General features: G+C 70.5%; 8 protein-coding genes and 3 pseudogenes. 4 read left to right on the top strand and 7 right to left on the bottom strand.

Translation table 11 applies throughout. The annotated features are described in order from the left end of the window. Positions 1 to 171 precede the first annotated feature (171 nt). A pseudogene (locus ACH4KB_RS08010) lies at positions 172 to 1,713 on the bottom strand (LacI family DNA-binding transcriptional regulator); the annotation flags it as partial. Positions 1,714 to 1,749: 36 nt separating this feature from the next. After that, positions 1,750 to 2,100 (bottom strand): annotated as a pseudogene (locus ACH4KB_RS08005) (helix-turn-helix domain-containing protein); the annotation flags it as partial. Positions 2,101 to 2,671: 571 nt separating this feature from the next. On the opposite strand from ACH4KB_RS08005, the pseudogene ACH4KB_RS08000 reads away from it, so the two are divergent. Continuing rightward, positions 2,672 to 3,221 (top strand): annotated as a pseudogene (locus ACH4KB_RS08000) (transposase family protein); the annotation flags it as partial. A gap of 269 nt (positions 3,222 to 3,490) precedes the next feature. On the opposite strand, the gene ACH4KB_RS07995 reads toward ACH4KB_RS08000, so the two are convergent. Beyond that, complete coding sequence (locus ACH4KB_RS07995; RefSeq protein ID WP_398064780.1) at positions 3,491 to 4,564, bottom strand: hypothetical protein; 1,074 nt, start codon at positions 4,562 to 4,564, stop codon at positions 3,491 to 3,493. A gap of 995 nt (positions 4,565 to 5,559) precedes the next feature. Here ACH4KB_RS07995 and ACH4KB_RS07990 point away from each other — a divergent pair. Beyond that, a complete protein-coding gene (locus ACH4KB_RS07990; protein ID WP_398064778.1) occupies positions 5,560 to 6,366 on the top strand; it encodes an SGNH/GDSL hydrolase family protein in 807 nt (268 codons plus the stop codon). Between the two features lie 152 nt (positions 6,367 to 6,518). Here the strand turns inward: ACH4KB_RS07990 and ACH4KB_RS07985 are convergent, their stop codons facing one another. Both ACH4KB_RS07985 and ACH4KB_RS07980 read right to left on the bottom strand, forming a co-directional pair. After that, positions 6,519 to 6,911 (bottom strand): nuclear transport factor 2 family protein, encoded by a 393-nt coding sequence (locus ACH4KB_RS07985; RefSeq protein ID WP_398065604.1) that lies wholly within the window; start codon positions 6,909 to 6,911, stop codon positions 6,519 to 6,521. Between the two features lie 226 nt (positions 6,912 to 7,137). After that, entirely contained in the window at positions 7,138 to 7,977 is an 840-nt protein-coding gene (locus ACH4KB_RS07980) for a class I SAM-dependent methyltransferase (RefSeq protein WP_398064776.1), read from the bottom strand. Between the two features lie 211 nt (positions 7,978 to 8,188). On the opposite strand from ACH4KB_RS07980, the gene ACH4KB_RS07975 reads away from it, so the two are divergent. Together ACH4KB_RS07975 and ACH4KB_RS07970 are read left to right on the top strand one after the other, a co-directional pair. Next, positions 8,189 to 10,018 carry a prolyl oligopeptidase family serine peptidase gene (locus ACH4KB_RS07975; RefSeq protein ID WP_398064774.1) on the top strand — a complete coding sequence of 610 codons (1,830 nt, stop codon included), beginning with the start codon at positions 8,189 to 8,191 and terminating at the stop codon, positions 10,016 to 10,018. A 62-nt stretch (positions 10,019 to 10,080) separates the two neighbouring features. Then, positions 10,081 to 10,962 carry an SURF1 family protein gene (locus ACH4KB_RS07970; RefSeq protein WP_398064772.1) on the top strand — a complete coding sequence of 294 codons (882 nt, stop codon included), beginning with the start codon at positions 10,081 to 10,083 and terminating at the stop codon, positions 10,960 to 10,962. A 95-nt stretch (positions 10,963 to 11,057) separates the two neighbouring features. On the opposite strand, the gene ACH4KB_RS07965 is transcribed toward ACH4KB_RS07970, so the two are convergent. Together ACH4KB_RS07965 and ACH4KB_RS07960 are read right to left on the bottom strand one after the other, a co-directional pair. Beyond that, a complete protein-coding gene (locus ACH4KB_RS07965; protein WP_398064770.1) occupies positions 11,058 to 12,593 on the bottom strand; it encodes a hypothetical protein in 1,536 nt (511 codons plus the stop codon). Next, complete coding sequence (locus ACH4KB_RS07960) at positions 12,590 to 13,165, bottom strand: SigE family RNA polymerase sigma factor (RefSeq protein ID WP_398065603.1); 576 nt, start codon at positions 13,163 to 13,165, stop codon at positions 12,590 to 12,592. Before ACH4KB_RS07960 ends, ACH4KB_RS07965 begins: the two co-directional genes overlap by 4 nt. Positions 13,166 to 13,486 lie beyond the last annotated feature (321 nt).

The raw sequence follows: 13,486 nt of genomic DNA, 5'->3' as shown, positions 1-13,486 counted from the left end.
GCCCGGGGGCGAAGGGTCGAAAACGCACTCGGCCGTACGGGACAGGCGGCCAAGCTAGTCCCGTACGGCCGAGGCGGTCCTCATATTAGGGCCCGCGACTTGGTGCGTCCGTACTCCTTCGGACCAGGGCATCCCGGTGCCACTCGCCGCACGGTCGTCACGACGGCCGTACTACCTGCGCAAGCGCAGGAGGGCGTCGAGTACAGGCACGGGAGATGTGGTGCACATGGCCAGTCGGGCATCGCGGGCCGACTCCCACTGCTCTGTCATCCCGGCCATGTGGCGCTTGCGCATGCCAGGGGTGACGTGGGCGTACCGCGCCGATACGGAGCCGTCGATGTGTCCCATGCGCTGGTCCATGAGGACCTTCTCGGTACCGAGGTCTTCCATCACGGTTCTATGGGTGTGGCGCAGGCCGTGGGGTGTGAGGCCCTTCGCGATCGGGAGCCAGCAGGCGCCGGCCCGGTTGCCGGCGCCGCACCCCGTACCGGAACACCCGGCCACGGCTCGCCGCGCAGAGGAACGGGGCGCGCTTCCTGCGGGGCCTTCTTGGGGTACCAGCCTGACACCGCCGGAGTGAACAGCCAGGTCCCGAAGCCGTTCCTCCGCCAGTGAGCCGCATGTTCCGCCACGACTCCGCCACGCACGAACCCGAGGTCGTTGACGGCCCTTTCCACCCGAGTGCGGGTGGCGTCGGCGACGCGATCGGGGTGGTTGAGGACGTTGGACACCGTTCCTGTGGAGACCACGGCCCGGCGTGCGACATCGACGAGTTTCGCGCCCTGGTGCCCTCCGGTACGAGCTGCGCCCTGGCCACGGAAGACGTAGGTCCTGCCGTGGCAGGGGCAGGGCGTCGGCTTCGTGCGGGCGACGCGGTTGGCGACCAGGGCGGACAGCCAGTCCATCGAGTCGAGGGTGCGATAGCTGTCGTCCTTGGGCGGGCAGCGCACCATCTCACCCGTGTCCAGTTCGTAAAGCTGCCACTCGACGCGGACGGAGCCAGAGCGGACGAACTCGGTCTCCAGTCCGATGATTTCGCCCCAGCGCATGCCGGTGTACCCCTTGAGGACAACGGCGACGAACTCGTCATCGCGGCCGGACAGGAGAGCGGCCCGTTCAGCGGTGAGCAGGATGCCGAGCGGATCGGTGACGACCTTCTCCGGGCCTCGGTCACGGGAGCGGCCCGCGCGCTTGCCCCGCCCGCGCCGCCTGGTCGCCGGGTCGCCGGGTCGCCGGGTCACCGGGTCACCGGGTCACCGGGTTCGAGGTGATCAGCCCTTCGTCAATCGCGTCCTCGAAGATCAGGTGGAACGTGGAGCGCCATGTCTTGACGCTGGAGGCCGCGTACAGGGCCCTTTCCTTCTTCTCCCACCGGTCGACGTCCGAGTGCAGGATGGCGGCGAGCGCGTGGCCCTCGAAGTCGGGGAGGAGATGCTCCTCGATATGGCGCTTGTAGTTCTGCATGGTCGAGGCGGACCGATCTTGGTCCGCGTACCAGCGGCTCGCGTACTCGCCGAACGTCTCCTGCCCCAGGGCGGGGTCGCGCCAGTCGCCGCGTCGGTACTTGTTCTCGGCCTCGCCCGCCGAGCGTTGGGCCTCGCCCTTGGTGGCGAACTTGATCGTCTTGCCATGCTCGTCGACGACCGTGAGGTGCTTGCCGGGGGCGGTCTCGTATCGGGCACGCCAGTAGCTTCCGCGCTTCTCCGCGAAACCCGATTGCGCTTCCTTCCTCTTCGGTGCGGCGTTCGACGCGGCGGTGTCGAACTCGGCTCGGCTGGATCGGCGCGGTGGCCTGGCGCGCAGGCGGCCGGAGGGCGTTGCCGACTCGGGTGTACTGGTACGTCGGGCAGGTGCCGCAGCTACGGCAGCAGGTGCCGGCGGTCGCGCGGCGACGGCCGGTCGCTCCTCGTTGAGGCGGATGATCTCGGCGAGATGGGCGGCGGTGAAGCGGTAGGCACGGCCCACGCGAACAAAGGGGATCTGGTGACGACGGGCCCTGCCCTTGACCCACCACGCGGAGCAGCCGAGCGCGGTCGCGAGTTCGTCGGGGCGGTAGAGGCGGGCCGGCGCCGCCACCTCGCTTCCTGACTGCTCAGCCACGCTGGATCGCCTCCTTCGCGATCCAGCTCAGGAAGGGCAACAGGGCAGGGGGGCAAGGTCTCTTGGTGCAAGAAGGTTCCTTCTCTGGCGCGGTGGTGTGACTCATGACGCGCCGGTTAATCACTTGGGTACGGGCGAGGTGAAGTACGTAGCGGCGGCCGGGTGTTGGCCCACCCGGGAGCACTGTGCAGGCTCCGCCAACTCGTCTCGGCAAGCAGAACGAGCGGCGAGACGTCGAGGGCGGTCTCGATGGAGACGAGGTCGACGAGGTCACAACGGCGCTGCCGGCGTTCGATGCGGGACAACATGGTGATGGTCATGGGGCGGCCGAGCGCGGTCCCCCGTTCGGCCAGCTGGCGCTGGGCGAATCCGCGCGCTGCGCGGGAACGGGTAGTGGCGCGGGCGGTCAGCACGCCGGCCGGACCAATTCCCAGAGGGCTTTCGGGCATGAATCAGTGAGCCCCTTCCAACCTGACGGTGTGGGACGGTGGTTGGCGGGTTGCGCGAAGCGGTGAAGCTCCTGGTAGACGGGTTCAGGACCAAGATCACCCGTGCCAACCAGGAGCTTCGCGTGCTTGTCCACCCATCGGCGATCGATCTGTCCAGTGGCCATCTGCGCCACCTCGCCGGACACCTCGCTGCGCGCCGTCGTGAGATCGGCACCCGGTGGCGGCGCATCACGCCGGGCCGCCAGGCCCTCCTGGTTCTGGCGGACCGGCGTGCTGCGCTGCGGTGGCACCTACGCCCGGCTTGCCGCCGGGTTCAGCATCGGGGTCGCAACGGTCTGCCGCTATGTCCGCGAGGCGATAGAAGTCCTGGCCACGCTTGCTCCCAGCCCGGCCCAGGTCATGCGGACCGCGAGCCGCCCGGCCTTTGTGATCCTCGACGGCACCCTGCTGCCGATCGACCGAATCGCCGCCGACACCCCGTACCACTCCGGCACACACAAACGTCACGGCATGAACGTCCGGGTTCTCACCGACCCGTTCGGCCGCCTGCTGTGGGCTTCGCCCGCGCTGACCGGCTCCACCCACGACCTGACTGCGGCCCGCACTCACGTGATCGTCGAAGCTCTCGCCGCTGCCGGACCCAAGTGCCGGGCGGACAAGGCATACCAAGGCTGGCGTGCGTGCTGTTGTGCCGGCGCTGCCACCGCTTGAGCCGGCGGCCACGGAAGGGCATCCGGACCGGGCAGCTGGCAGACGGCGCACCGCTCCAGCAACATCCTGGTGATCGTCTCCGGCTCACCGGCCTCGTGGACGCCCACCTGAACAAGGCGCTCACCAAGGCCCGCACCGCACGCTGACCCGCTCCACCGTCCGTAACCCCCGGTGTCCTGGCCTGTCGGACGGACAGGCCAGGACACCGGGGGTTACGGCCTATGAGCCGATCAGCCCGCCAGGCGCAGTGCACCAGGCTCGTAGCGCAGTTGGAATGTCTGCGCGTGCTCCCCGTCCATCCAGTACAGGGTCATGGTCGAGAGCATGCTTCTTTTCACATACCGGGTTCGTGAGGGCATTCCTTCTTCCTGTTCGACGATCCAGGATTCCACCCGTTCCGGCAGGCTGAACCTCAACGCGTATATGTCCGGGTGCTCGGCCGAGCGCAGTTCCCAGACGGGATGCGAAGCCGACTGATCCAGTCGCCGCACGCGAACGGCGTGCGTCGGATGCTCTCTCGCGTAATTCACGAACCCGTACAGGTCGTTCGACGCCAACCCCAGAACAAACGGTGCTGCGGGAAAGGCCAGCACCAGGCCCAACTTCGACCGGCTGCGCAGCGCCTGGGCGAGTCCATCGAGCGGCCGACGGAATTGATCGGGCAGGTATGCGTCCTCGGCGTCCATGTCCAGCAGTGGGCCGCGAAGGTACGCGCGTAGCTGGTGCACCTTCGGCTGCTCGCCCGCGGGCGCGGCTTCGAGCGCTGCGTGAATGGTGTCGGCCGCGCTCCGGACGAGGTTCCGCAGTACGGCGAAGTCCGGAGCGGAGAGGTCGATCAGGGATATCTGATGGGCCAGCGCGTAGTCCTGGGCTTCCTTGGTGAAGCCCGACGTGGCGAAGATCGCGTAGTTGTAGCGGTACCGCGTCCTCGGCCGACCCGTACCCGGAGCGCTGAGCGTCGTAGTCTCGCCTTCGTTCACGTCGTGAATCACGCCGTGACCGTTGCGCACGGTCGGCAGACCTACGCGCGTCGAGGTCAGATACTTCGCCTCGACGAACAGGCGGACAGGCAGCGAGAACGGCGGGACGTACCGGAACTGCCCGAGCGCGTCGACCTGGTGCCATGCCCCGCGCCCACGGACCAGCAAGCCATTCTTGTCCTCTTTAAGGACCTTCCAGGGCTCTTTGTCCTTATCGTCATTGGCCGTGAGCACCTCGAAGCCGCTGGATCGCAGCAACCAGGCCAGCACCTCCTCCAGGAGGTAGCCGCGCAGTGGTCCTTTGCCTATCCGTTTGACTTTCACGGGAGCGATCCTATTCAGAGCCCGGATCCGGGACTCACCGGCGCCGTCACCTCCATGACGCGGATACGGCGAAGGCCCGGTGGTTCCGCTCCCCAAGGGGGAGCGGAACCATCGGGCTTGGAGGGGCGGGCATCACCTCATCTATCCCGTTCGTCGACCGTCGCAATCATCGTCAGCAAACGGATCACGGTGCGTATGCGACCAGATTTCATGCCTGCGGGCTGAACCTTTGCAGCATTGCCACGTCAAGGTAAGCCTGTACAGGCTCGAGGAGCCCGTGCGGCACGTAGTACACGAATGGGATCCAAGCCCTTCGGTCGAACGGTCACCTCGCGTCGTGGCGCATGCTCACCACCTCCATGGCACCACCCCTGGAGAGCGTGCGCAGCGGCAGGGCGAACGGCACCAAACCGTGGTGAACCAGCTGGTACCGCCGGGTGGTGGAAACCGCCAGCCACTGTACGAGGGTGGACTTCTCGGACCCGGCCACGCCGCGCAGCACAGCCGGTCGCCTGCATCGTGCGCGCGACCGGCTCCTCCGCCCCGGCCTCCCGCTCAGGAAGAGTTTCCTGAGCGGGAGGCTGACAGCGCTGGACGCCTGGCGCACCCCGACGACCGCGGGTTCCCTCTCTTCTCCGAAGGCCGAGGCGCGGCGCCATCGGCCGCCCCGGCCTCACCCGTCCGGATGAAATCGCCGGTGCGGCGACGCCCGGACAGGGCCCTTCGCACCGCGTGTCGTCGCCCGTCCAGCCCCTCCTGAACGCTCAGGAATTCCCTGAACCGGCTTTACGCGGAGCGGAGTTGACGGTTCATTTACGTGCGGAGCCCAGCCCACCGAACGATCATTCGGGCATATCAGACGACTTCTCGCGCGGGCATTACCGACGGGTACCGCGAGCTGCTAGAAACTGCATCGTCCTCCCAACTCCCGGCCTGTCCCCCACAGCTCGTCCTCCCACCCCCTCATCCCCCCACACTTCGAAGGGCTGGAAGCCATGTCAGTACGAAGAATTCGCGCATCCGTCGTCACTCTCGCGCTCGCCGCCGTGGCCGCGCTCGGCGTCGCGGGACCCGCCTCCGCTACCGACTCGGCCGCCGCGGGCGGCTATGTCGCGCTCGGCGACTCGTACTCCTCCGGTGTCGGCGCCGGAAGCTATCTCTCCGACAGCGGCGACTGCCGACGCAGCACCAACGCCTACCCGTATCTGTGGCAGGCGGCGAACTCCCCCGCCTCGTTCGACTTCGTCGCCTGTTCGGGGGCGACCACCTCGTCCGTGGCCGGCTCCCAGCTCGGCGTGCTCAGCGCGTCCACCTCCCTGGTCAGCGTCACCGCCGGAGGCAATGACGTCGGGTTCGCCGGCGTCATGCAGGACTGCGTGCTGTCCAGTGAGGCCACCTGCATCAACAGCGTGAACAACGCCGTCTCGCAGATGAACAGCTCCCTGCCCGGCAGCCTCGACGCGCTCTACGACGGCATCCGGGCCCGCGCCCCACAGGCCCAGGTGGTGGTTCTCGGCTACCCGCGCTTCTACCAGCTGTCCGGCAGCTGCGTCGCCGGGCTCTCCGAGGCCGAGCGAACCGCGATCAACAACGCCTCGGACGTGCTGAACGACGTCCTCGCCAAGCGGTCCGCCGACGCCGGGTTCACCTTCTCCAGCGTGGTGGACGAATTCACCGGGCACGAGCTGTGCTCCGGAGACGCCTGGCTTCACAGCGTCACGGTCCCGATCCAGAACTCCTACCACCCCAAGGCCGCAGGGCAGTCGGGCGGCTATCTGCCCGCCCTCCGCTCGGCGGTGTAGTTCGGCGGTGTAGTTCGGCTGTGCGCCTCGGCGGGGCAGCTCGCCGGGGCAGCTGCGGCGGTGTGACTCGGGGCGCGGCTCCGGGGAGCGGCGCCGCACGTAGCTGCGCGTACGGAACGGCGGTTCACCGGGGGGTCGGTGGGCCGCCGTTCTCAGTAGCGCTCGACCAGGTGCTCGCGGCCGGCCGGAGGCTCGTACGACTCGGGCCAGAAGTCCGTCACCCCGGTGATCAGCCCCTTCTCGTCGAAGGTGAAGAAGTGGATGGCGTCCATCTCCCGCGCATCCTCCTCCGGCTGATCCCCCGTCACCGTGAAACCGGTCCGGGCGGCGGCCTGCCGGCCCTCCGCGTCGACGACGATCCGCTCGACCCGTACGTGCCAGTCGCCCGGATACTCCTCGTTGAACCGGAGATACCGCTCCTTGCCGTGGATCCGCTCGCGGCTCTGCGGCAGTTCGTACACCACGTCCTCGGCGAGGGTCGCCCCGAACGCGGCCCAGTCGCGCGCCTCGGCCGCCGCCCAGTACGCCTCGACCACCCCGCGCAGCGCGGCCGTCGTCGTCCCGGGAGCCGTACCCGGAGCCGTACCCGAGGCCGTGCCGGGAGCCGTGCCCGGGGTCGCACCCGGAGCCGTGCCGGGCGGCGTGATGAAAGCCTTGCCGGGCGTGACTCCGCCCGCCGTTCCACCTGTCGTGTCGGTCATGGAAACGAGTCTCCACCCCACCACTGACAATCGGCCGGAGAAGCCTCGAGGGGCGGTGCCGGCCCCCGGGTCACCCCTGATGCTCCGCAGGCCGCGACGCCTTGATCGAGTACATCAGCGGGATCCTCGGCCGGTCCGCCGGGAAGCGGTAGTGGCCGTCCGCGTGGCGCTCCAGCACACCGAACCTCTGGACGAGCGAGAAGTCGTGCTCGTGGAGGAACTCGATCCGCAGGCCCGCCGCGACGAGCGCCGTCACCACCCGGCCCACCGGGTGCTGCCACTCGACGCTGCGGTTGTGCACGGTCGGCGCGTCGAGGTCGGCGTACGTGCCCGGCGTCTCGTCCACCCAGGCGTCGCGGCTGAAGTAGTCGTCGGTGACGACCGAACCGGTCTCGTCCATCGAGTCGGTCAGCGGATGGAACTCCGCGAGGTAGAGGAATCCGCCGGGCGCGACCAGCGAGGCGGCGGTCTCGGCCCAGCGGTCGAGGTCGGGCAGCCAGCCCAGCGCGCCGATGCCCGTGTAGACGATGTCGTACGCGGAGTCGGGGACAGCGGCCGGTGCGTCGTACACGTCGGCCGCGACGAACAGCGCCCGGTCCGGGCCCAGTTCCAGCGATCTTGCCAGGCCCCGGGCGGTCTCGACGGCGGGCTCGGAGAAGTCGAGGCCCACGACCTGTGCGGCGCCGCGCCGCGCCCAGGAGAGGGTGTCCAGGCCGAAGTGGCACTGGAGGTGCAGCAGGGTCTTCCCGGTGACGTCGCCGACCTCGGCGAGCTCGAAGGCGCGCAGCACGTCCTTGCCCGCCAGGAACGCGTCCAGCTCGTAGTAGTCGCTCGCCACGTGGATCGGCACGCGTTCGTCCCAGCGCGCGCGATTGGTGTCGTGCCAGTCGTCCGGAATCGGGGAGTACATGTCCGGAAAGCTACCCATGGGGTGGGGGTGGCGCGAGGGGATATTCGGTGGTGCCCCACCCCGGAAGGCCCCACCCAGGAAGAGGTCCTTTTCCTTCCCTTTTCTTCCCTTCCTCTGTTCCTCTGCGCCTTCCCCTTTCGTTCGGCTCGCGGCTCGGCAGGAAACCGAATCCCTTTACGGGCCCGAGCCCCGGATCGGGTTGGATGGGGGGATGACCACTGATGCAGCAGCTGTGCCCGACTGGGAGATGCGGTTCCGTGCGCCTCGCGTCTCCCTGCCCGACTGGGCCGAGGACGCCCCCGACCGCGCGCTGTTCGTCTCCAACGCCACCGGGACCTACGAGCTGTACGCGTGGGACCGGGCGAGCGGGCGGCAGCGCCAGGTGACGGACCGGCCGAACGGCACGACGGACGGCGTGCTGACGCCGGACGGCGAAGCCGTCTGGTGGTTCAGCGACACCGACGGCGACGAGTTCGGGGTGTGGATGCGCCAGCCGTTCGACGGCGGGGAGGACGAGCCGGCCGCCCCTGGCCTCGCTCCCTCCTACCCGGCGGGCCTGGCCATCGGGCGGGACGGTACGGCGGTGATCGGCCGCTCGACCGACGAGGACGGCACGACGATCCATCTGGTGCGGACGCCGGGCGCCGAGCCCGTGGAGATCTACCGGCACCGGGAGTCCGCGGGGGTCGGGGACCTCTCCCACGACGGGACCCTGATCGCGCTGGAGCACACCGAGCACGGTGACGCGATGCACTCGGCGCTGCGCGTGGTGCGCCCCGACGGCTCCACGGTGGCCGAGCTGGACGACACCGAGGGCGGCACGAAGGAACTGGGCCTCGCCGTACTGGGCTTCGCCCCGGTGGCCGGTGACACCCGTCTCCTCGTCGGGCATCAGCGCCGGGGCCGCTGGGAGCCGATGATCTGGGACCCGGTCGCGGGCACGGAGACCGCGCTCCCGGTCGACCTGCCGGGCGACGTGGGGGCCGAGTGGTATCCCGACGGCTCCGCGCTGCTCGTCGAGCACGGCTTCGAGGCCCGCAGCGAGCTGTGGCGGTACGAGCCCGGGGCCCCGGCTCCCGTGCGCGTGGAGACCCCCGCGGGCACCGTGTCGGGCGCCACGGCCCGCCCGGACGGCACGGTGGAGTACCTGTGGTCCTCGGCCGAGCTGCCGCCCGTGGTGCGGTCGACGAGCGGTGCGGTGGTCCTGGACCCGCCGGGCGCGAAGGCCCCGCCGTCGGTGCCCGTCGAGGACGCCTGGGTGGAGGGGCCGGGCGGCCGTATCCACGCCCTCGTGCAGAAGCCCGCCGCCGGCGACGGCCCCTTCCCCACGATCTTCGAGATCCACGGCGGACCCACCTGGCACGACAGCGACGCCTTCGCCTCCGGCCCCGCCGCCTGGGTGGACCACGGCTTCGCGGTCGTCCGGGTCAACTACCGGGGCTCCACCGGCTACGGCCGCGCCTGGACCGACGCGCTGAAGCACCGGGTCGGCCTGATCGAGCTGGAGGACATCGCCGCCGTACGGGAGTGGGCGGTGGCCTCCGGGCTGGCGGACCCGGAGCGCCTGGTCCTGGCGGGTGGGTCCTGGGGCGGCTATCTGACCCTGCTCGGGCTCGGCACCCAGCCCGACTCCTGGACGCTGGGCCTGGCGGCGGTGCCGGTCGCGGACTACGTCACGGCGTACCACGACGAGATGGAGGCCCTGAAGGCGATGGACCGCACGCTGCTGGGCGGCACGCCGGAGGAGGTTCCCGAGCGCTTCGAGGCCTCGTCCCCGCTGACGTACGTCGACGCGGTGCGCGCCCCCCTCTACATCTCGGCGGGCGTCAATGATCCGCGCTGCCCCATCCGTCAGGTGGAGAACTACGTGGACCGGCTGGCGGCGCGCGGCGCGGTCCACGAGGTGTACCGGTACGACGCCGGGCACGGCTCGCTGGTGGTGGAGGAGCGGATCAAGCAGGTGCGGCTGGAGTTGGAGTTCGCCCTGAAGCACCTGGGGGGAGACGCCGTGGTCGGCGCCCCGGGGCCGGAAGCGGCGTAAGAACCGGATAAATGGCGGACCCCGCTCCGGGAACCCGGGGCGGGGAACCGTACCTTTGAGGGGTGTACCGGTTCCTGCTGACCCCGCGATGGTGGGGGATCAACCTCTTCGTCGTGCTGGCCATCCCGTTCTGCGTGTTCATGGGCATGTGGCAGCTCGGCCGCTTCGAGGACCGCGTGCAGTCGCACGAACAGGCGGAGAAGCAGCCCGATCCCAGCACCCGGGCCGCGAAACCCCTGGACGAGCTGCTGCCCGTCGACAAGGTGACGTCCGGCCGCCCGGCCGTCGCCACCGGCACGTACGCCGACCAGTTCCTGGTGCCCGGCCGCGAGCTGGACGACCGTCGGGGCTTCTACGTCCTGAACCTGCTGCGTACGGACAGCGGCAAGGCCCTGCCGGTGGTACGGGGCTGGCTGCCCGGTTCCGCGACCGGCGCCCGGGTGCCCGCCGCGCCGGAGGGCGAGGTCACGGTGACCGGCGACCTCCAGGCCTCCGAGAACTCCCGCAGCGACGGCGTCAACGCCCGGGGCGGGCTCCCCGGGGGCCAGATCGGCATGATCAGCGCCGCGACCCTGGTGAACCTCGTGCCGTACGACGTGTACGACGCCTGGGTGACGCTTCCCGAGGCCGAGGCGGGCGGTACGGGCGGTGCGATGAAGCCGGTGCCCGCGGCGGCCCCCGAGGGCAGCGGCCTCGATCTGAAGGCCTTCCAGAACCTGGGGTACACGGGCGAGTGGTTCGTCTTCGCCGGCTTCGTACTCTTCATGTGGTTCCGGCTGGTGCGCCGCGAGGCCGAGGCCGAGCGCGACATCGCGCTGGGCCTCGTACCGGAACCGGAGGACCCGGCGGCGGCTCCGGCGGACCCGGCGGCGCAGGAGGCACCGGATGATCCGGCGGTGCCTGGGGCCCCTGAGGCGGCTCGGAAGGCCCCGGCGGCCCCGTAGGACCCCGTCGTCGTCCGCAGGACCCGGCCTCGTCGGACTACGACGGTAGGAGCCGGCGTCGTCGGACTACGACGGCAGGGCCCGTCGTCGTCGGACTACGACGTGGCGAGCACGCCCGTACGGTAGATGGTGCCCGAGCAGGCGTTGGGGATCTCCGTCTCCGCGGTGGGCGCTCCCGTCTCCGGGGTGTGCGTCACGGCGACGCTGCCCTCCGCCGCGCCCTCGCCGTCCTCGTTCAGCGCCTGCGTGTCGACGCCCGAGGGCTGATCGGTGCCCCCCTCGCCGACCGATCCGCCGGCCCCGTCCGCCGACGGGGTCGGGCTCGGTGACGGGCCCACGGTCGGACAGGTGTCGGTCGGCACCCAGGCGAACCGCACCTCGTACGCCATGGCGGGCTTCAGCAGCACGGTGCCCGGCTCCTGCGAGGGGTCGGGCAGCCCGGGGGCCGCGTCGCCCGCGGCGTGCTGGACCACGCCGATCTTGAGCGGGTCGGCCGCGCCCATGGCGGTGAAGCCCACCGTGCCGTTGCTGCTGACCGTGCAGTCGGTGCCGGACACGTTGGCGATCTTGAAGCTGCCGTAGACGGTGCCGTCGGCTCCCGGTGCGTCGGTGCCCGCGGACGCGACGCCGAGCTGACTCGGGTCGCAGACCGGCAGGGAGGCGAAGTCCGCGCTCGGGGAGTCGGTCGTCTCGCCCGTCGCCGCGCCGCTGGGGTCCCGGCCCTCGCCCGCGCTGGGGCTGGGGTCCGGGACGGCCTCGCCCGCGCTGCCCTCGCTCTCCCGCTCGGTGGGTTCCACGGTCCGCCGGCCGGGCGCCTCGGGGCCGGCCTCGTCCCCGTTGCCGCCCTGGGCCTGCTCGCCGTGTCCGGCGATGGCGGGGCGGGCGTTGGACGGGCCGTCCGAGGTCGCGACGTGGACGAAGGCGGGGACGGCTGTGCCGATCAGCAGGGCCGCCGCGGCCGCCCCGACGACGGCCTGCCGTCGCCTGGCCCGGCGGGCGGGGACGGCGCGGTGGAGGTGGTCGAGGGTCCCCTCGGAGGGGGCCAGCTCCCGCACCGCACCGTGCAGCATGCGGCGCAGGGCCACCTCGTCCAGCTCTTCGGAGGTGGGGGCGCCGCCCCGGTCACGGGCGAAGAGGTCGGTCAGCGTGCCGAGGAGGTCGTCGTCGCCCGACACTCCTGAGGCCTCGCCTGAGGCCTTGCCTGGGGCCTTGCCGACGGCCTTGCCTGGGGCCTTGCCTGGGGCCTTGCCGGAGGCGAGGGTCTTGCTCGTGCCGTCGGCGGGGGTGTCGCTCGTGCCGTCGGCGGGGGCCTTGCCGGAGGCGAGGATCTCGCTCGTACCGCCGGCGGGGCTGTCGGCGCCCGCGGAGCGCCCCGTACCCGCTTCCGCCGCCCGCGGGTCCGTCCCCAGGTCCTGCTCGTCGGGGTCCTCGGCGGCCTCGTTGTCCACCCGCGCGGGTGGCGCCGGTTCCGGGGTCTCGCCCGGCTCGGGCCCCGGGCTGCCGTCGTGCGGGCGGTCCGGATCGGTGTGCGGAGTCTTCTCCGGCCCGTGGTTCACCATTCCGCTTCCCGTGGGGTCATTCTCGTTCCTGTGATCGGGGCCCTGTCCGGGGCGCTGCTCGGGCCCGCTCATGCCTGGGCCTCCATCACGACGCGCAGCGCCGCGATACCCCGGGAACCGTACGCCTTGACCGAGCCCAGCGAGACACCCAGCGTCTCGGCGACCTGGGCCTCCGTCATGTCCGCGAAGTAGCGCAGCACCAGCACCTCGCGCTGGCGTCGCTGCAGCCCCTTCATGGCCTTGATCAGGGCGTCCCGCTCCAGCTGGTCATAGGCGCCCTCCTCCGCGCTGGCCATGTCCGGCATCGGCTTGGAGAGCAGCTTCAGCCCGAGGATGCGGCGACGCAGCGCGGAGCGCGAGAGGTTGACGACCGTCTGCCGCAGGTAGGCGAGGGTCTTCTCCGGTTCGCGGACCCGGCTCCGCGCGGAGTGCACGCGGATGAACGCCTCCTGCACCACGTCCTCGCAGGACGCGGTGTCGTCCAGCAGCAGGGCCGCGAGGCCGAGCAGGGAGCGGTAATGGGCGCGATAGGTCTCGGTGAGGTGGTCGACCGTGGTTCCCGCTGCCACCGTTTCTTCAGCATTCCCGCGCTGCGAGGGCAACTGTGCCGGGCGCGCGGCGGGCATGGGCGCGATCACCGGCATGCCGCCGGGCGCACGGGGCCGCCGGAGCGGACGCGTCGACGCGCCTCGCAACGGGCCCACCACTGTGATGTCGAGAACCTCTGCTGCCACGCCTGTTGGACACGCTGCCCCCCGTCAGGGTTGTACGCGTACGGCGTCACGTTCGACGCTGTGCGACATGCCCTCATACGTACCTGCTCTTCCCCAAATGCCCCGTCATAGCGTCTGGCCACGCAAGAAGTGACCGCATAGACGCAGCCCGACCAAGATGCGGTTGCAGATGGCCGGGAGATCATCGTCGGATATGACAACGTCCCAGCTCAAGAGGTTCAGACCAGCAAA

This window comes from Streptomyces sp. NPDC017520 (genome assembly GCF_044329855.1).
Classification (GTDB): Bacteria; Actinomycetota; Actinomycetes; order Streptomycetales; family Streptomycetaceae; genus Streptomyces.
This window is presented reverse-complemented; position numbering and strand designations above follow the sequence as displayed.

Coding starts and splice junctions, on each gene's coding strand:
- ACH4KB_RS07990 (WP_398064778.1), top strand. CDS start 5,560: ATGTCAGTACGAAGAATTCGCGCATCCGTCGTCACTCTCGCGCTCGCC.
- ACH4KB_RS07975 (WP_398064774.1), top strand. CDS start 8,189: ATGACCACTGATGCAGCAGCTGTGCCCGACTGGGAGATGCGGTTCCGT.
- ACH4KB_RS07960 (WP_398065603.1), bottom strand. CDS start 13,165: ATGCCGGTGATCGCGCCCATGCCCGCCGCGCGCCCGGCACAGTTGCCC.
- ACH4KB_RS07965 (WP_398064770.1), bottom strand. CDS start 12,593: ATGAGCGGGCCCGAGCAGCGCCCCGGACAGGGCCCCGATCACAGGAAC.
- ACH4KB_RS07980 (WP_398064776.1), bottom strand. CDS start 7,977: ATGTACTCCCCGATTCCGGACGACTGGCACGACACCAATCGCGCGCGC.